The 17,626-nt window shown below is 41.0% G+C and carries 17 protein-coding genes; 4 read left to right on the top strand and 13 right to left on the bottom strand.

The genetic code is table 11. The annotated features are described in order from the left end of the window. Window positions 1-69: 69 nt before the first annotated feature. Window positions 70-1,080: a phenylalanine--tRNA ligase subunit alpha gene (gene pheS / locus DTW91_RS09380; protein WP_125203123.1), complete on the top strand. Its 1,011-nt coding sequence runs from the start codon at window positions 70-72 to the stop codon at window positions 1,078-1,080. Between the two features lie 42 nt (window positions 1,081-1,122). Here pheS and DTW91_RS09375 read toward each other — a convergent pair whose 3' ends face one another. The 8 genes from DTW91_RS09375 to DTW91_RS09340 form a co-directional block, all read right to left on the bottom strand. Beyond that, the gene (locus DTW91_RS09375; protein ID WP_125203122.1) at window positions 1,123-1,329 is read right to left on the bottom strand and encodes a hypothetical protein; all 207 of its coding nucleotides are present in this window, start codon (window positions 1,327-1,329) and stop codon (window positions 1,123-1,125) included. Between the two features lie 12 nt (window positions 1,330-1,341). After that, window positions 1,342-1,944 carry a MarC family protein gene (locus DTW91_RS09370; RefSeq protein WP_125203121.1) on the bottom strand — a complete coding sequence of 201 codons (603 nt, stop codon included), beginning with the start codon at window positions 1,942-1,944 and terminating at the stop codon, window positions 1,342-1,344. Between the two features lie 50 nt (window positions 1,945-1,994). Beyond that, window positions 1,995-3,731 (bottom strand): BatD family protein, encoded by a 1,737-nt coding sequence (locus DTW91_RS09365; RefSeq protein ID WP_125203120.1) that lies wholly within the window; start codon window positions 3,729-3,731, stop codon window positions 1,995-1,997. After that, a complete protein-coding gene (locus DTW91_RS09360) occupies window positions 3,732-4,463 on the bottom strand; it encodes a tetratricopeptide repeat protein (protein ID WP_125203119.1) in 732 nt (243 codons plus the stop codon). Between the two features lie 190 nt (window positions 4,464-4,653). Continuing rightward, complete coding sequence (locus DTW91_RS09355; RefSeq protein WP_125203118.1) at window positions 4,654-5,499, bottom strand: ABC transporter permease; 846 nt, start codon at window positions 5,497-5,499, stop codon at window positions 4,654-4,656. Then, complete coding sequence (locus DTW91_RS09350) at window positions 5,496-6,395, bottom strand: ABC transporter ATP-binding protein (protein WP_125203117.1); 900 nt, start codon at window positions 6,393-6,395, stop codon at window positions 5,496-5,498. The genes DTW91_RS09355 and DTW91_RS09350 overlap by 4 nt, the downstream gene beginning before the upstream one ends. A 108-nt stretch (window positions 6,396-6,503) precedes the next feature. Next, a complete protein-coding gene (locus tag DTW91_RS09345; protein ID WP_125203116.1) occupies window positions 6,504-7,394 on the bottom strand; it encodes an SPFH domain-containing protein in 891 nt (296 codons plus the stop codon). 270 nt (window positions 7,395-7,664) lie between these two features. Beyond that, window positions 7,665-9,197 (bottom strand): APC family permease, encoded by a 1,533-nt coding sequence (locus DTW91_RS09340; protein WP_125203115.1) that lies wholly within the window; start codon window positions 9,195-9,197, stop codon window positions 7,665-7,667. Window positions 9,198-9,373: 176 nt separating this feature from the next. Between DTW91_RS09340 and pnuC the strand changes: the two genes are divergently transcribed. Next, the gene (gene pnuC, locus DTW91_RS09335) at window positions 9,374-10,036 is read left to right on the top strand and encodes a nicotinamide riboside transporter PnuC (RefSeq protein ID WP_125203114.1); all 663 of its coding nucleotides are present in this window, start codon (window positions 9,374-9,376) and stop codon (window positions 10,034-10,036) included. Here the strand turns inward: pnuC and DTW91_RS09330 are convergent. From DTW91_RS09330 to DTW91_RS09320, 3 genes are all read right to left on the bottom strand, one after another. Further along, on the bottom strand, window positions 10,022-10,258 hold the full coding sequence (locus DTW91_RS09330; protein ID WP_125203113.1) for a hypothetical protein: 237 nt from the start codon (window positions 10,256-10,258) through the stop codon (window positions 10,022-10,024). The genes pnuC and DTW91_RS09330 overlap by 15 nt on opposite strands. 43 nt (window positions 10,259-10,301) lie before the next feature. Continuing rightward, the gene (locus DTW91_RS09325; protein ID WP_125203112.1) at window positions 10,302-10,730 is read right to left on the bottom strand and encodes a DUF4268 domain-containing protein; all 429 of its coding nucleotides are present in this window, start codon (window positions 10,728-10,730) and stop codon (window positions 10,302-10,304) included. Window positions 10,731-10,908: 178 nt separating this feature from the next. Beyond that, the gene (locus tag DTW91_RS09320) at window positions 10,909-11,844 is read right to left on the bottom strand and encodes an NAD(P)H-dependent flavin oxidoreductase (protein WP_125203148.1); all 936 of its coding nucleotides are present in this window, start codon (window positions 11,842-11,844) and stop codon (window positions 10,909-10,911) included. A 243-nt stretch (window positions 11,845-12,087) separates the two neighbouring features. Here DTW91_RS09320 and DTW91_RS09315 point away from each other — a divergent pair, with 243 nt between their 5' ends. Next, window positions 12,088-12,876, top strand: coding sequence for a HipA family kinase (locus DTW91_RS09315; RefSeq protein ID WP_125203111.1), 789 nt, complete (start codon window positions 12,088-12,090; stop codon window positions 12,874-12,876). After that, a complete protein-coding gene (locus DTW91_RS09310; protein WP_125203110.1) occupies window positions 12,854-13,237 on the top strand; it encodes a DUF3037 domain-containing protein in 384 nt (127 codons plus the stop codon). Before DTW91_RS09315 ends, DTW91_RS09310 begins: the two co-directional genes overlap by 23 nt. Window positions 13,238-13,247: 10 nt before the next feature. On the opposite strand, the gene DTW91_RS13000 is transcribed toward DTW91_RS09310, so the two are convergent. Further along, the gene (locus tag DTW91_RS13000) at window positions 13,248-14,303 is read right to left on the bottom strand and encodes a bifunctional transcriptional activator/DNA repair enzyme AdaA (RefSeq protein ID WP_185144768.1); all 1,056 of its coding nucleotides are present in this window, start codon (window positions 14,301-14,303) and stop codon (window positions 13,248-13,250) included. 133 nt (window positions 14,304-14,436) lie between these two features. After that, window positions 14,437-17,616: a carbamoyl-phosphate synthase large subunit gene (carB, locus tag DTW91_RS09300; RefSeq protein ID WP_125203109.1), complete on the bottom strand. Its 3,180-nt coding sequence runs from the start codon at window positions 17,614-17,616 to the stop codon at window positions 14,437-14,439. Window positions 17,617-17,626: the final 10 nt, after the last annotated feature.

Genomic DNA, 17,626 nt, shown 5'->3' with positions numbered 1-17,626 from the left:
GGCAGTTTTTTGTAGAGAATTTTTAGTTTATAAATCGTATTTTTGCAGTTCTTATTTTTTATATAAATAATGCTAGAGAACATTGATGCCTTACTGAAAGAAGTACAAAATTTTCAATCTACCACCAAGGATGAGATAGAACAATTCCGACTAAAATTCGTTGGGAAAAAAGGAATCATGAACGATTTCTATGATACTTTGAAAAGGATCCCAAATTCGGAAAAGAAAGATTTTGGACAGAAAATCAACCGCTTACGAAACGCCGTAGATCATAAACTGGAAGAGCTAAAACAAGCATCCCAAACCGAGAAGACGCCTGAAAAAGAAGATCTTTCCAGACCGGCTTTTCCTCTGGAGTTAGGTTCCCGCCATCCGATTAATCTTGTCAAAAACAGGATTATAGAAATCTTCAAATCGATTGGTTTTGCGGTTGCCGACGGTCCGGAAATCGAAGATGATTGGCACAATTTCACGGCGCTGAATCTTCCGGAATATCATCCGGCAAGAGATATGCAGGACACTTTCTTCATCGAGCAAGATCCCGATGTGCTCTTGAGAACGCACACTTCATCCGTACAAATCCGCTATATGGAAGAGAACAAACCACCGATCCGAATTCTTGCGCCGGGTAGAGTCTTCAGGAATGAGGCCGTTTCTTCCCGCTCGCACTGTATTTTTCATCAGATCGAAGGACTTTATATTGACGAGGATGTCAGTTTTGCAGACCTTAGGCAGACGATCCAATTCTTCACCACAGAACTTTTTGGCAAGTCTAAAATCAGGATGCGGCCTTCCTATTTTCCTTTTACAGAGCCCAGCGCAGAAGTGGATGTTTATTGGGGTCTGAACTCCGAAACGGATTATAGAATCACAAAAGGAACGGGCTGGCTGGAAATCATGGGTTGCGGAATGGTAGATCCGGCGGTCCTCAAAAATGTAAATATTGATCCGGATAAATTCACGGGATACGCCTTTGGAATGGGGATCGAAAGGATTGTGATGCTACTCTATCAGATGAGCGACATCCGAATGTTCTTTGAAAATGACGTCAGAATGCTGGAGCAGTTCAAGAGTTTATAGCCTGCTTGCCCATCACAATAAAGTAAAAAAGTTCTGATTAGTTCAGGACTTTTCGTTTTTTCTGTTTCCTAGTTTGCTCCACAAATGGAGAATATAGACCACGAGGATTCCCAAAATTCCGGAAGATATAGAAAAGACGAATTTCGTATTGTCATCGTCCAAAAATCCGGCTTGCCAATCGATGGCATAAAAGCTAATGGCAATGGATACGATAAAGATAACCAAGAATACTTTATAAAATGTTTGCATTCGGAATGAAATTTAAAAATGAATATAGTTCTGAAACAGCTGTGCAAAGTTAGCGGTAAATAATTTAATAGAGATCGCCAAAAGCACAATTCCGAACACTTTTTGCAAAACCAGCAAAGACCCCTCGCCCATTTTCCTTTCGATCCACGGTGCCAATCTCAAGACGATATAGACCAAAATTGTATTTAAAACAATCCCGCAAATAATATTAATGTCATGATATTCTGCCCGCAAGGAAAGTGTTGTTGTCAAAGTTCCAGCGCCCGCAATTAATGGAAAGGCGATTGGAACGATGGAGGCCGCCTGCGGCTGGGTGGTTTTGTGAATTTCTATGCCCAAGATCATTTCTACGGCAATAATGAAAATGACAAACGCACCGGCAATCGCAAAAGAATTGACATCTACACCAATCAGTTTCAGGATGTTATTTCCAATGAAAAGAAACGAAATCATAAGCAAGCCGGCTACTATTGCGGCTTTTTCGGCTTCTATTTTCCCAAACTTTTGACGGAGCGAAACGATCACCGGCACCGATCCCAAAATATCGATGACAGCGAACAACACCATAAAAGTGGTCATAGTTTCTTTGATTGAAAACTCTTTTATAAACTCCATATTTTAATTTTAAAGATTTCGCAAAAATATAAAATATTTTTGACAATTTCTTAAATCTTATAATAGAGTTCTTTTGTTTCGTCCAGTATCTCGATCAGATTGTCTTTGGCGTGTACGGGATAGTATTTTTCAATAGTCGCCTTGCTCATCAATTGCTCATACTTTTCGGACGTCGCAAGTCCAAAATTATTTTTGAAATAATCGGAAACACTTAGGCTGTATTTGCTTCTGCAATAGTGTTCTGCTTCTGACTTTAGCTTTTCGAATCCTTCGAAAAAGTTTGTAAACAGTTGACTGTCAATGCATTTTTGCAAATAACTAAAATGTGAATCTGCGTCCAAAAAGTTCTGGCTTCTCAACATCGCTTCTGTTTCAGCAATTGTGACAATAGGTTCGGAAGCTTCTTTTTTCTTTTCGAGATTTTGTTTTTTCGCAGCCTTAATCTTTCTGTTGAAATAGATGAAGAGCAGTGCACCCAACCCCACAATCAGAAGATTGCCGAAGATTACCTTCCAACTGATTTTTTTATCCTCTTTTACTTTCAGTTTTTGCGTGCTAATCACCGGCGAATCCACCTTTTCCAAGACTGTGTTGGTGTATTCGTTTACTTTTTCCAAGGTTGTTTTGGCATTGGCAATATCTTCTGCATTCACGGCAGTTAGCAGTAAGAATTTGGAACCCACTTCCATATATTTTTCTTCTCTTGGGTCGAAGTACGAAAAATCTGCGGTTGCAATTTTCAAGTCGCCTCTTTTCTTTGGAATGACCACATATTGCGCCTCCACCTCTCCTTCGATGCCTTGTTCCGTTGCGAAAGAATTGTTGACAATCTTTGGTTTAAAGATGTCGTAATCGGGAGAAGGTAAAATTTTCGGAACGATAGACGGCGAAAGATTTCCGTTTCCGATGATTTTCACAGAGATATTAAAAGCCTTATTGATTTCGAAATTTTCTTTGCCTTTATCGGTCATTTCTATCTTCACATCGTATTTTCCCACGGCATTGGAAAAATTGACAGGAGCTCCTTCAGGCAATTTCTTGACATTCAGTTTGGCTTTGTTGGAAAGCAAACTGCTCGAATGATTGGAAAGAGGAACTTTCATCGGAGGAACCTCTATCACACCTTCGGCTTTAGGGACTATTACAAATATGCCGATAGTCTGCGACGCGTAGCCCTCTTCAGAATGCTCGATAGACTCATCAAAGTTTGCCACAGTGCGAATATTGAAATTGCGGGTGGATTCGAATCGTGCAGGTTCCAAGTGTCTCAATTTCGAAATATTTTTGGTAAAAGCTTTCAAAACTACCACGGTAGGCTCATCTTTATAGACTTCCTTATCTTGCAACTGCATATTCAGATACATATTTTTTTCAGGTTTGCCCGCTGCCAAAGATTTTTTATCTGCTTCTTTCACGACGATATCTATCGGCTCTGTTTTGTAGATTTTGCCGTTGATCTTTACCAGTGCGGATCCGATTTTTATATTGCCCGTCTGCTTCGGACTGAGCAAAAATTGGTAAACCATCTGGTTGATTCTTATTTTTTTGACGGGATCTATCAGCGTATTCTGTTCCGAGGAGATGGCGTAATCGAATTTCGTAAGATCGGGCAGTTTCAGCGGGGTTTCCTGCACCAGATCTTCGCCAAATATTTCCAAGACGACGGTGAAGGTAAGGGGTGTATCGACGCGCAAATCCTGCGTGTTAACCTCCGAGTAGAGATTGACCTGCGCCCAGGAAAAACCCGATGCTAAAAGGAATAATATGTATGCGCTTTTTCTTATCATTTACCAATCTTTCTCATTGCTGTGAGGCATAGAGTTGGAGTTTTTGTTCAAAATCCTTCTGGCCGTTTCTTTCTCCCGATTTTCGATATCGTTTAGGATTTGTCTTTCTGCTTCTTCCGGTATTTTGTTTTCGTCTTTCTTCGGCAGATTAGGTTTTCCTTGGTCATTGCCTTTTTGTTCATTGCCTTCGCCGCCTTTTTGGTTTTTCTTCGGACTGCCTTTATCAGAGTCGGATTTACTTTTTTGATCCTGATTTCCATTTTTTCCTTGGTTCTGCTGCTGGTCGGGATTCTTTTTTTCTTTGTCCTTCAGCATTGCGATTTCGTAGTTCTTGCGGATGGCTTCGTTGTAAGGATCTTGTTTCAGAGCTTGCTTGTAGTAGCCTGCAGCTTTTTCGGGATCGCCGGATTGCATGGCGACGTTGCCTAAGTTGTAGATGGCGGCGGCTTTTTCGTATTTGCTTTTTGTATATTTGGCCGCTTTTTCATATTCTGCGGCGGCGTCTTCATATTTTTTGCTTTTATAAAGTGCGTTACCCAAGTTATAATGCGCTGTATAATTATTGCTCTCTTCGGCGATGGCTTCTATATATTTGGCGGAAGATGCATCGTATGCTTTGGCATCAAATTTCTTGTTGCCTTCGTACACCAACGCATTATAGCTTTTCTGCGCAAGGAGAATTTGCGAGAAGAGGATTGCAAAAATAAGTACAAGCGTAGATCTAACATTCATTGCTACAAAATTATCCGTTTTAATGTTAAAATCAACACGTTAAAAGTTAAAGTTCGGTTAAAAATAAAATCAAAAAAAGCCTTAAATAAAGCCTTTTGAACATCACTTGTCCCCTTATAATTTCAAAAACCACCAAAATGGTTTCGGTGGTTTATTTTTCATTTACAGATTCGGAGGATTTGCCAGTTGTTTACCAATCTTTTTTCTTCAAAATCCAATAACTTCCCACCACAAAAAGGGCTGACCACAACAAGCATGCAAATACGCTTTGCCACGGATATTCGAACTTGAACTGCATCCCAAACATTTCCGCCGTCTTCGTTCGTACCAAAGGATTTGGAATTAATCTGGACATACTTTCTAATGGGAGAAAATCCGTAAGATAGGTATGATTCAAATTGATCGGCGACTTCTTCTGTGGGTCAAAATCTTTCATAAAAGTGATTTTTTCTATTCCGGACAAAATTCCTTCTGCAAACCAAACCATAAAAAATCCAAGAAACACAAAAATAGATTTCCGGAAAAGAAAGGACAAAAACATCAAAAATGAAAAGAAGCTGAACAACATCAAAAAGTAATTGAAAACAAAATATATCTCCCTGAAAATCAATTCGCTGTCTTGTGTTTCGGAATAACTCTTACCCAAAATAAATGCCACCGCAAAAACAAACAATGTAGAAAAGCCGCTGAAAACCAAAATCGTCAAAAGCTTTGAAAAGATGAACTCCTCGCGGCTCAGCCCATCGATGATATTCTGCTTGAACATCCGGTTGCTAAATTCCTGACAAATAGAGAAAACGATAATGCAACCGAGGAAAATTTTGAGCAAGCCAACAATATAGGTGGTGAAATTCCAGACACCGGGGAAGTTGTACATCCCTTGTTCTTTGAGATTGATTTTAATGCCCAAAATGTCAAAATCTACCAGACCGATAAATAGCAAGGCGATCAAAATTATAAAATATAGACCTGCAAATATTTTAAAAGGTCTGTAATTCAGGTTCTTGAGATATTCTAACTTTAATAACCGTCTCATGAGTTGGATTGTTTTACGAGTTCTAAGAATTGGGTTTCGAGGCTTTCTTTCTTCTTCGTTAGATGCGAGAGAAATACCCCTTTTTCAGCCAACTTTCGATTCAGTTCCGATGCCGGAATGTCGTCGGAAATCTGTGCTATGACGAAGCGGTCTTTCTCTTGTACGCTCGAGAAAACATTCAAACTATTTAGTACGGAGAGCAGCGCATTCATGTCGTCGGCCTTTAGTTCGAAGAAGCCTTTCGTGTTGCTCATCGCATCTACGGAACCCGAGTAGATGGCCGACCCGCGGTTCAAGACAATCACGTGGCTGCAGATTTTCTCAACCTCGTCCAGCAGATGGCTTGCGATGATAATCGTGGTTCCGGACTTGGCAATGGCACTGATAATTTCGCGAATTTGGATGATTCCTTCGGGATCCAAGCCATTAGTAGGCTCATCCAGAATGAGAACTTCCGGATTGGCCAAAAGTGCGGAAGCGATGGCCAAGCGCTGCTTCATCCCCAAAGAATAGGTCGAAAAAACGTCTTTTTTCCTTGGCAAAAGATTAACGGTTTCCAAAACCTGATCGATTCTTGAGTAAGGCGCGCCTTTGATTGTCGCTACGATTTGGAGATTTTTCTCTGCACTCAAATATGGATAAAAATTGGGCTGCTCTATGATGGCACCGATTTTCTTCAAAGTTTCGGTATCCGTTCCTTCTTTTCCGAACCATCTCCAGCTTCCGGATGTGGGATTGATCGTGGAGAGCAACATCCCGAAAGTGGTGGACTTTCCGCTTCCGTTGGGACCCAAAAGACCATAAACATTGCCTTTTTCTACATCGAAGGAAATGTTGTCGACGGCGATTTGCCTGAATTTCTTGGTAAGATTTTTGACTTCCAGAATTTTTTCCATCCGTTTGTTTTTTTAAAAAGTCTATCAAATTAAGTTTCCGTTACAAAGTAAATTAAAAAAGTCCGAACAACGGACTTTGATTTTCAGATGATTTTAATATAGATACGCTTACACTTCTTCGATTTTGTTGGAAACCGCCATTGCAGCTACCAGATCGTTTAGCAAGGAGCTGGCAGCGGTAGGTGTATTGGGAAGCAATACAAGATTCGATCGGTTGTTGGCGCCGATGGACTGCAAGGTATCGTAATGCTGTGTCACGACAATCAATGCAGAGGCTTCGTGCGGACTTATTCCTGTGACATTTAGGATTTTAACCGATTCTTCGAGGCCTTTCGCAATTTCCCGTCTTTGGTCTGCAATTCCCTGGCCTTGTAGTTTTTTAGATTCCGCTTCTGCTTTTGCTACCGCCACGATTCGGATTCTTTGCGCTTCTGATTCATATTCTGCTGCTGTTTTTTCACGTTCTGCCGCGTTGATTCTGTTCATAGCGTGTTTCACCTGATCATCGGGATCGATGTCTGTCACCAGCGCTTTGATAATATCATAGCCGTAACTTTGCATCGCATCCTGCAGCTCGGCTTTTACCGCAACGGCGATATCGTCTTTTTTGAGGAAAACATCATCCAGTTTCAGTTTGGGAACTTCTGCACGAACTACATCAAAAACGTAGGATGTAATCTGATCGTGCGGGCTTTCTAAGCGATAGAAAGCATCGGCGACCTGATTTCTGATCACTTGGAACTGCACTGAAATTTTCATTTTTACGAAAACGTTATCGAGCGTTTTGGTATCGATCATGACATCCAGTTGCTGAATTCTTAGATTCATTCTCTTTGAAATTTGGTCGATGAAAGGTATCTTCAAATGCAGACCGGCGTGTCTGGTAGAATGAAACTTGCCTAATCTCTCCACAAGCGCTGCCGTTTCCTGCTTTACCGTGAAGAACGATGCGAATAATGTAATAAGTCCAAAAAAGACTACGATCCAGAAAACTATCATACTTTGTAATTTTCTCTAAAGATAAGTCTTTTTTTTAAGAAAAATTCAGTCTTATCCTTGGACTTAATTTATTTTTTTTTTACAAATGCTCCATAGAATTATCTGAAATTTTGGCAAATCTTTTTGCCCGCTATGTTTCGAATGCTTTGGGCTTCGCAGCAGTTTTTATAGGAATTCTCATAATTAGAAACTCCATTAATAAAAATTCCGCTCATTAAAAGCGGAATTATATTGTCTAAGCAAGTATCTTGTTCATTAATGTAAAAAAATTTAGTCTTTATTATCGATATCGACTTCCACATCCTCCAGCGGTTGCTGTTCTGCCTTGAAGGTTTCGCCATACCCTTTCTTGTGAAGTTTGCTGTGATGGAGACTGTAAGCAAAGTAAATAATCACCCCCAGAACCAGCCATCCTGTGGACAATAGTTTGGCATCGTGGCTGAGGTTCCAGATCAGATAAACGTTGATCAGAATCCCTAAAGTCGCAATTACCGGCAATGCAGGAACTTTGAAATTTCTAGGTAGATTTGGTTCTTTTTTCCTAAGGATCCAAACCGCTACACAAACCATTGTGAAAGCGAACAAAGTCCCGAAACTTGTCATATCTGCCAACTTACTGATTGGTGTAAATGCCGCAACAGTTGCGATCAAAACGCCTAAAATCATCAAGCTTTTTGCAGGTGTTTTTTTAACCGGGTGAATATCACTGAATAATTTAGGAATCAAACCGTCTTTAGACATACCCAAGAAAATTCTGGATTGCCCCATAATCATCACCATCAGTACAGAAATCAGACCTATTGTCGCGGCAATCGTGATGATATATCCGGCCCAGCCTTGGCCTGCAATATCGAATGCATAAGCCACCGGTGCTTTGATGGCATCCGGATATTTGCCTTGCGGATTGAAATCTGAATAGTGCATCATCCCTGTCAAAACCAAGGATACCAAAATGTAAAGAACCGTACAAACCAACAGTGAAGTAATGATCGCAAACGGGACGTCTTTCTTAGGATTGATAGCCTCGCCAGCCTGTGTGGAAACTGCATCGAAACCTACATAGGCAAAGAAAATGGCCGCTGCGCCGGAGATAATCCCCTGGATTCCATAGGCTTCCTTTAGTGTATCTCCTTCTTTTACCAGTTGCGGCGCAGGGATGAACGGATCCCAGTTGGCAGTATTTATAAAGAAAACCCCGGCAATGATGACGAAAAGCACGGCCGAAACTTTCATGATGACGATCAGGTTGTTGGCTTTTGCCGCTTCTTTGGTGCCTTGTATAAGGATAGAAATGACGACTAAAACGATGCAGAAAGCGGGCAAATTCATAGAAAATCCTTCGCCTGTATAACTTGCAGGATCGGAAGTGAGATAATCCGGAAGGTGAAGACCAAACATCTTCAGTAATTTATTAAAATAACCAGACCAGGAAACGGCGACCGTCATCGATCCCATTGCATATTCCAGAATCAGTCCCCAGCCGATGATCCAGGCGAAGATCTCCCCCACCGTTCCGTAAGCATAGGCATAAGCAGAACCTTCTACAGGAAGTATCGATGCAAATTCTGAATAACATAATGCTGCAAAGACACAGGCAATCCCGGCGATAACGAAAGAAAGCGCCAACGCCGGACCAGCGTGATAGTAAGCGCCCGTTCCTGTTAATACAAAAATACCTCCTCCGATAATAGCTCCAATTCCAATGGCAGTAAGACTCCATTTCCCAAGTACACGCTTCAGCTGGCTGGTTTTCACATCATCGTCGAAGGCACTCATTGGCTTTTTTGTCCAAATTTTTGACATAATTTTAATTTTTTTTCTTTAAGATTTAAAAAAATTTTTCTCTTGTTTGTAATTTTGAATTACGAAAATATTAAAAAAATGTCAGCCTTAACTTTTTTTAACTTAATTATTTTGCTTACGGCTGTTATTTTCTTAGTTCTCCCTTCTTTTTGCAGCTTAAATAATTATCTTTGGAAATGGATTTTCTGCAAACGCTTGCCACGCAATACCAATCTTACGATACCTATCTTATTTATTTAGAAGCCATTGCCGTGTTTTTCGGTTTGCTAAGTGTTTATTTTTCTATCAGACAAAATATTTGGGTTTACCCAACGGGTATTATTTCGACCGTGCTTTTCATCTATATTATGTACGTTTTCGGATTGCTGGGCGATATGCTCATCAATGTCTATTATACTGTGATGAGTATATATGGTTGGATTCTTTGGGCAAAACATTCCGTAGATCAAATCCACGTGAACGTGAAAAAAGCGAGCCTCAAAGATTGGCAGATCGGGACATTTTTATTTTTAGGAAGTTTACTCTTTGTCGGAGTTGTTTATTACTACAAACCATTTATCGACAATCAGTTTTCTATGAGTGGTGTCACTTTGGGACTTTATCACTTGGATTGGGCCAATTTCACGGACATCATTACCACTTCTCTGTTTCTTGTAGGAATGTACTTTATGGCCAAACGAAACATTGAGAATTGGATTTTCTGGATTGTTGCAGATTTTATTTGTATCCCGATGATGATCTACAAAGGCCTCGGAATCACTGCCATCCAATATATCATTTTTACCATAATGGCAATTATCGGTTATCTGGAATGGAAGAAGAGCTTATCTAAGTCCTGATAATTTGTCAGCGTACTCTTTTGCAAACAATTCTTTATCTGAATGTAATTTTTCCAAAGTTTTAGGTAAAATATAATGAAAAAGATACTCGTCATTATCATCCACAAACGTGATCTCTATCTCTACATCATCAATTAATTGTGCAAAAATATCCCACATAGATTCTCCTTTTAGTTTCAGTAATTCGAAGAAGTCGTTGGCTTTTATTGTTATATTTTTCATTAATTGTAAAATGTATTGCGTAAAAAGTATAATTTATTTTTATTTAAACTGATTTGATGAAGTCCTCATACTCGTAAAAGAACATTTCAAAAGCACTCATTTTCTCGACAAAGAATTCGAAAGTCTGCGGCCAGGTTTGCTTGTTAAAAATGCTTACGCCAGATTTCTCAACCCAAATTCTGCTGATGACTTTCCCATTTTCCAAGGTATAAAACTCATCCATCTGGAACTCGCCAATCTCACCTCTAAGCAAATTTTCCAACGACTGAAACTTCTCAAAATATGCATTTCGGAACAATTCGTCTTTCATTTCGATATCCACAGAAACCTCCGCTTTGTTGTTGTCTGCATAGAACTTAAAAGAAAAATCCTGGATTTTTGTATCATATAACAGCCATTTTCTTGGAAAAGCTCTCCCAAAAGCCGTCCAGAATTCTGTTTTTAGTTGTTGCGCTTCTTGTTTGGAGAACACGTTTTTAATTATTAATGGTTAATGGTTAATGATAATTGATAATTGATGAATGATAATTGATGAATGATAAAAATTCGAAAATTAAACCTTCTCGACCTACGGTTCTGAACCCTTCCGCTTGATTCTTTTGCTTTTTATCCTGTTTCTTATAATATTTTGCCTTTTATCTTGTTTCTTCTCACAACGTGAGCTCTACTTTCGCTTCATTGAATTCTCTGATCAGATTCTCGAAAACCTTCTCAACAGGAAGAATCTCGTCAATCAGCGCAGAAACTTGTCCGATTTCCAGTTCGCCTTCCTCCATATCGCCCTCAAACATTCCGAGTTTTGCACGCGCTCTGCCGAGGGTTTCTTTCAGAGCTTCAACATTTCTGCCGGATTCGTACAGTTTTTCGAGATCGTAATAGAATTTATTTTTAATTAACCGAACCGGCGCTAATTCTTTGAGAGTAAGTTGCGTATCGCCTTCTTTCAGTTCCACGATTTTATTTTTGAAATTCTCGTGCGAACTCGCTTCAACAGTTGCCGCAAAACGGGAACCGATTTGCACACCATCTGCACCCAGAATCATAACGGCTTTCATCTGACATCCCAGCGCTATGCCGCCCGCTGCAATTAATGGAATATCGATATGTTTTTTCACATTCGGTATTAAACACAGTGTTGTCGTTTCCTCTCTTCCGTTGTGTCCGCCCGCTTCAAAACCTTCTGCTACCACGGCATCTACGCCGGCATCTTGACATTTGACGGCAAATTTTGAACTGGCAACCACGTGAGCCACTTGGATGCCTTCTTTTTTCAAAGTTTCAGTGTAAGTTTTCGGATTTCCGGCTGAAGTGAAAACGATTTTTACGCCTTCTTCCAAGATGATATTAATGATTTCATCGAGATTCGGATAAAGCAAAGCGATGTTGACACCGAACGGCTTATCTGTTGCGGCTTTACATTTCCGGATATTTTCTCTGAGAATATCCGGATACATACTTGCCGAACCAATCAGTCCCAATCCACCATTATTGGAAACAGCCGAAGCCAGCCGCCAGCCAGAGTGCCAAACCATTCCGCCTTGGATGATTGGATATTTGATGTTGAAAAGTTGTGTGATTCTGTTCATTCCGTGATACTGTTTTTGTGCAATTCCAAAGTCGATGAAGCTAGACATTGTTTTATTTTTTTCAAAAATAGGAAAAGTAAAATGAAAGCGAAATATAATGCTGTCTGAAGATCGTCTCACCTTTGTGAAGCCAGCACACCATTAATCTCCAATCATTTTTATTTTAGTTGCATCGATAAAGGAGAAAAAGGGATAAAGCTGACCTAATAAAAATTAAAGTTTATTTTTGCATAAAAATACAACTTGGATCTTTCACTACGAACAGTCACAGTCACCCGATACATCTTGCCATTGCGCGAAGGCGGCTCCTTGCCGGCTTTGGCAGAAGCGGACGACGATTTCAAATATGTCCTGAAATTCCGCGGCGCAGGCCACGGCGTCAAAGCCTTGATTTCTGAATTAGTTGGTGGAAAAATAGCGCAAGTCTTGGGATTTCGCATTCCGGAGTTGGTATTCGCCAACCTTTCTGCAGACTTCGGGCGGAGCGAAGCCGACGAAGAAATCCAGGATCTTCTGAAGGCCAGCAGCGGTCTCAACCTCGCTTTGCATTACCTTTCGGGCGCTATCACGTATGATCCAAATGCCGTGAAGATCGACCCAAAATTATCATCGGAAATCGTATGGCTGGATGCTTATCTCACGAATATCGACCGTACTTTCAAAAATACTAATATGCTGATTTGGCACAAGGAATTGTGGCTAATCGACAATGGCGCGTCCTTATATTTCCACCATTCTTGGGACAATTGGGAGAAGAATGCAGTGAGTCCGTTTGTGATGATTAAGGATCACGTTCTGTTGCCTCAGGCTTCGGAATTGGAAGTTGCGAATCAAAAATTCAAAGCGATTTTGACGGATGAAGTTCTGCGGGAAATCGTGGAACTGATCCCCGAAGATTGGTTGCAATGGAGTGATAGCGATCTTTCTCCGGCCGAAATAAAAGATGTTTATTTCCAATTCCTGACATTGAGACGCAATAATTCTGATAACTTTCTAAACGAAGCCCAAAATGCAAGAACAAAAGTTATATGAATATGCCGTGATTCGTCTTGTGCCGAAGCCGGAGCGTGAAGAGTTCTTCAACGTTGGATTGATCTTGTTCTCAAAAAAAGAGAAATTCATCAAAGTCAAAATTCATCTTTGTGAGGAGAAATTGCGATTACTCGATCCGAGCATCGATTTGGACGAAGTCAAAAAACATTTGGACTCGTTCGTCAAAATTGCGAATGGAGATAAGTCTGCCGGCTCGATTGCCCAATTGGAAATCCCAGAACGTTTCCGATGGCTGACGGCTGTGAAAAGTGCTGTGATTCAAACATCTCGTCCTCATCCCGGCGCCACTTTGGATTTAGAAAAAACTTTCGAGAGATTGTTCGAAGAATTGGTTTTGTGAGCAACTCTGGTCAATGCTCAACTTTTTTCAAAATCGACTTTTCCAGCTCCAGCAATTTCTGCTTTCGCCATATTCCGCCGCCGTAGCCTGTCAAAGTTCCGTTGGCTCCGATGACTCTGTGGCAAGGAATGATAATCGAAATTTTATTAAGTCCATTGGCATTGGCAACGGCTCGAACTGCTTTTGGATTTCCAAGAAGATTGGCTTGCTGCTCGTAGCTTATGGTGGTTCCGTACGGAATGCTTCTCAGAATGTCCCAGACTTGCTTCTGAAAATCTGTGCCAACCATTGAGAGCGGAACCGTGAACTCTTTCCTCTTTCCCGCAAAATATTCCTGAAGTTCTGTTTTTAGAGTCTGAAAATGAGGATTGTTGCCCGGAATAATGTTGGCTTTTAAAAATTTTGAAATCTCCTGCAACTCTTTCGAAAAAGATTTTCTGTCAGAATATTCCAGCAGACAAATTCCGTTTTCGTCGGCGCAGGCAATCATCGTTCCGAGTGGCGTTTCGATCCTTTGGAGATCGATAATTTTTTCCAGTTTCGATTTTTTTGGAGACATCCCGATGATGGATTTGAAATGATCATTGAAACCGCTGAGGCTTTCGTAACCATTATCCAGAGCGACGTCCAAGATATTTTCACCTTGATGTATTTTTTTGAAAGCCGAGTTGATCTTGATCATTCTTTGAAAAGCGTGAAAAGTCATTCCGTGGTGTTTCAGAAACCATCGGCGCACGGTTGCGGGCTCCAAACCTCTATTAATTAAATCCAAATCTTTGAATTTGAGTTCCGGATTTTCGGATAATTCATTGATCAACTTTTGAATTTCCATCGGCGTCTCATTGGGATTTTCCAGCGGTTTGCAAATTTTGCAAGGCCGGTATCCATTGAGAATCGCGTCTTTTATATTAAGAAAAAACTCGACATTTTCCGACTTTGGTTTTCTGGCGGTACAAGTGGGGCGGCAGAAGATTCCCGTGGTTTTTACACCCATCCAAAAGACGCCTTCGAACTGCGAATCTTTTCGGAAAGAAGCCTGAAACATCTGCTCGAAACTGATATTCATAAGTTGTGGTGGATTAATGAAACAAATTTAGAAGTTTCGAAATGATGCAACAACCGAAAAATGGACAAGTAATTTTTTGTATTTTTGTTGAAATATTCAAAGATTTTCGGCTCTATAAATCGCGAGCTCCAAATCACATCACTTCCATCTTAAAAGTCATACTCTCAATCACCTTCAAAATCGCTTCAACTGTATCCATCGATGTCAGACAGGGTACACCGTTTTCAACGCTCATTCTTCTGATTTGGAAACCGTCTCTTTCGGCTTGTTTCCCTTTCGTAGTTGTATTGACAACGTACTGGACTTTTCCTTTTTGAATCAAATCAATCAAATTGACATCTTCTTCTCCAATCTTGTAACCTATTTTGGTCGGAATTCCTTTTTCTTCAAAATACTTCGCAGTGCCTTCGGTTGCCCAGATTCTGAAGCCGATGGTGTGGAATCTTCGCGCGATTTCAGACGCTTCTTCCTTGTCCTGATCGGCGACTGTAAATAAAATCGATCCGTGCGTCGGAACTTTCCGTCCGGCTCCGATCAAGCCTTTGTACAAAGCCTTTTCGAAGGTGGAATCTTTGCCCATCACTTCGCCGGTTGATTTCATTTCCGGGCCCAACTGGATATCCACTTTCGTGAGTTTGCTGAAAGAGAATACGGGGACTTTAACGAAAATGCCTTCTTTATTCGGAATCAATCCGGATGTGTAACCAAGGTCTTTCAATTGGGCTCCGAGGATTGCTTTTGTAGCAAGATTTGCCATCGGAACATCCGTGATTTTGGACAAGAAAGGAACGGTTCTGGACGACCGTGGATTCACCTCGATTACGAAAACTTCTCCGTTGGAAATGACGTATTGAATATTCATCAATCCTATGACTTTCAATCCTTTAGCTAATCTTAATGTGTAATCTTCAAGAGTTTTGATTTGAGTTTCCGTCAAATGTTGTGGTGGATAAACAGCGATGGAATCTCCGGAATGCACTCCGGCTCTTTCGATATGTTCCATAATCCCGGGAATCACGGTCGTTTCGCCGTCACAGATGGCATCCACTTCCACTTCTTGACCCGTCAAATATCGGTCGATCAAAACCGGCTGATCGGGGCTGGCTTCCACGGCATTTTCCATATAATAAGACAGTTCTTCTTCGTTATAAACAATTTCCATCGCGCGTCCGCCCAAAACATAACTCGGACGAACCAAAACCGGATAACCAATTTCGTTGGCAATCACAATCGCTTCTTCTTTTGAAGTCGAAGTTTTACCGAGCGGTTGAGGAATGCCCAATTCCTGAAGCGCTTTTTCAAATTTATCTCTGTTTTCCGCTCTATCCAAATCTTCGAGTGAAGTTCCCAAGATTTGAACGCCGTGCGCCGCTAATTTATCCGCTAAGTTGATGGCAGTTTGTCCGCCAAACTGAACCACAACGCCTTTTGGTTTTTCGAGTTCGATGATGTTCATCACGTCTTCCTCAGCCAAAGGCTCGAAATATAATTTGTCCGCAATCGAAAAATCTGTGGAAACCGTTTCCGGATTATTATTAATGATAATCGCCTCGTAACCCATCTGCTGAATCGCCCAAACCGAATGAACCGTTGCATAATCGAACTCTACACCCTGACCGATTCTAATTGGACCAGAACCAAGAACGATGATTTTTTCCTTGTCAGAAACGACGCTTTCATTTTCCTCCTCGTAAGTTCCGTAGAAATAAGGTGTTTCCGATTCAAATTCTGCGGCGCAAGTATCCACCATTTTGTAAACCGGCATCACGCCGTTTTCTTTTCTGAAATTGAAAACTTCACGCTGTGTCGTTTCCCAAAGATGAGCGATATTAAGGTCTGCAAAACCTAATTTTTTAGCCTCAATGAGCGTTTCTTTATCGAATTTGTTGGCTGCAATTATTTTCTCGAAATCAATTAATTTTTTGATTTTCCAGATAAAGAATTTATCGATTTTGCTCCATTCAACGATTTGTTCCCAGTCGTAACCTCTTCGCAAAGCGTCGCCGATGATGAACAATCTTTCGTCATCACAAACGCGGATTCTTCGTTCGATTTCCTCGTCGGTAAGCGCCAGAGCTTGTTTGGTTTTCAGTCCCAAATGACGAAGTCCGGTTTCCAAAGAACGGATGGCCTTATGCAAAGATTCCTCGAAGTTTCTTCCGATGGCCATTACTTCTCCGGTTGCTTTCATCTGCGTTGACAATCTTCTGTCCGCCGTTTCAAATTTATCGAAAGGGAATCTTGGAAACTTGGTCACGACATAATCCAAAGCTGGCTCGAAACAAGCGTAAGACGTTCCGGTTACAGGATTTTTAATTTCGTCCAATGTCAATCCAACAGCAATTTTTGCAGCGATTTTTGCAATCGGATAACCAGTTGCTTTACTTGCCAAAGCCGATGAACGCGATACTCTTGGATTCACTTCAATGATATAATAATCAAAAGAATTTGGGTCGAGAGCCAACTGAACGTTGCAGCCGCCTTCGATTCCTAAAGCTCGGATGATTTTGAGAGATGCATTTCGCAGCATCTGATATTCTCTATCGGAAAGCGTTTGCGAAGGCGCAACCACGATGGAATCTCCCGTGTGAACGCCAACCGGGTCGATGTTTTCCATATTACAAACTACGATGGCGTTGTCGTTTTTGTCACGCATCACTTCGTATTCAATCTCTTTAAAACCTGCGATGGATTTCTCTATCAAACACTGCGTCACGGGTGAATATTTCAATCCCAATTCAGCAATTTCGCGAAGTTCGCTTTCTGTTGACGCAATTCCACCACCTGTTCCGCCCATTGTAAAAGCGGGACGAACGATGACCGGATAACCGATTCTATTGGCAAAGTTAATCGCGCCTTCCACGGTTGTTACGATGTCGGAATCTGGAACGGGCTCGTTCAATTCGTGCATCAATTCGCGGAAAAGGTCTCTGTCTTCGGCTTGGTTGATGGCGTCTAATTTGGTTCCTAAAACTTCCACTTTACATTCCTCCAGGATTCCGGATTTCTGTAATTCCACGGCCATATTAAGTCCGGTTTGTCCACCTAAAGTCGGCAACAAGGCGTCCGGACGTTCTTTTCTGATAATTCTGGAAACGAATTCCAGAGAAATCGGTTCGATATAAACTTTATCGGCAATCTCCTTGTCGGTCATAATCGTTGCCGGATTGGAATTGATTAGAATCACGCTGTAACCTTCCTCTCTCAGGGAAAGGCAAGCCTGTGTTCCCGAATAATCAAATTCCGCAGCCTGGCCAATGATGATGGGACCTGAGCCGATTACTAAAATTGTTTTTATGTCTGTTCTTTTCATTTTAATTAAT

The organism is Chryseobacterium sp. SC28 (genome assembly GCF_003932955.1).
Classification (GTDB): Bacteria; Bacteroidota; Bacteroidia; order Flavobacteriales; family Weeksellaceae; genus Epilithonimonas.
The sequence above is the reverse complement of the archived record's forward strand: the minus strand, read 5'-3'. Positions and strand labels throughout refer to the sequence as shown.

Excerpts from the sequence above, each read along its gene's own strand:
- pheS (WP_125203123.1), top strand. The coding sequence starts at position 70 with ATGCTAGAGAACATTGATGCCTTACTGAAAGAAGTACAAAATTTTCAA.
- DTW91_RS09375 (WP_125203122.1), bottom strand. The coding sequence starts at position 1,329 with ATGCAAACATTTTATAAAGTATTCTTGGTTATCTTTATCGTATCCATT.
- DTW91_RS09370 (WP_125203121.1), bottom strand. The coding sequence starts at position 1,944 with ATGGAGTTTATAAAAGAGTTTTCAATCAAAGAAACTATGACCACTTTT.
- DTW91_RS09365 (WP_125203120.1), bottom strand. The coding sequence starts at position 3,731 with ATGATAAGAAAAAGCGCATACATATTATTCCTTTTAGCATCGGGTTTT.
- DTW91_RS09360 (WP_125203119.1), bottom strand. The coding sequence starts at position 4,463 with ATGAATGTTAGATCTACGCTTGTACTTATTTTTGCAATCCTCTTCTCG.
- DTW91_RS09355 (WP_125203118.1), bottom strand. The coding sequence starts at position 5,499 with ATGAGACGGTTATTAAAGTTAGAATATCTCAAGAACCTGAATTACAGA.
- DTW91_RS09350 (WP_125203117.1), bottom strand. The coding sequence starts at position 6,395 with ATGGAAAAAATTCTGGAAGTCAAAAATCTTACCAAGAAATTCAGGCAA.
- DTW91_RS09345 (WP_125203116.1), bottom strand. The coding sequence starts at position 7,394 with ATGATAGTTTTCTGGATCGTAGTCTTTTTTGGACTTATTACATTATTC.
- DTW91_RS09340 (WP_125203115.1), bottom strand. The coding sequence starts at position 9,197 with ATGTCAAAAATTTGGACAAAAAAGCCAATGAGTGCCTTCGACGATGAT.
- pnuC (WP_125203114.1), top strand. The coding sequence starts at position 9,374 with ATGGATTTTCTGCAAACGCTTGCCACGCAATACCAATCTTACGATACC.
- DTW91_RS09330 (WP_125203113.1), bottom strand. The coding sequence starts at position 10,258 with ATGAAAAATATAACAATAAAAGCCAACGACTTCTTCGAATTACTGAAA.
- DTW91_RS09320 (WP_125203148.1), bottom strand. The coding sequence starts at position 11,844 with ATGAACAGAATCACACAACTTTTCAACATCAAATATCCAATCATCCAA.
- DTW91_RS09310 (WP_125203110.1), top strand. The coding sequence starts at position 12,854 with ATGCAAGAACAAAAGTTATATGAATATGCCGTGATTCGTCTTGTGCCG.
- DTW91_RS13000 (WP_185144768.1), bottom strand. The coding sequence starts at position 14,303 with ATGAATATCAGTTTCGAGCAGATGTTTCAGGCTTCTTTCCGAAAAGAT.
- carB (WP_125203109.1), bottom strand. The coding sequence starts at position 17,616 with ATGAAAAGAACAGACATAAAAACAATTTTAGTAATCGGCTCAGGTCCC.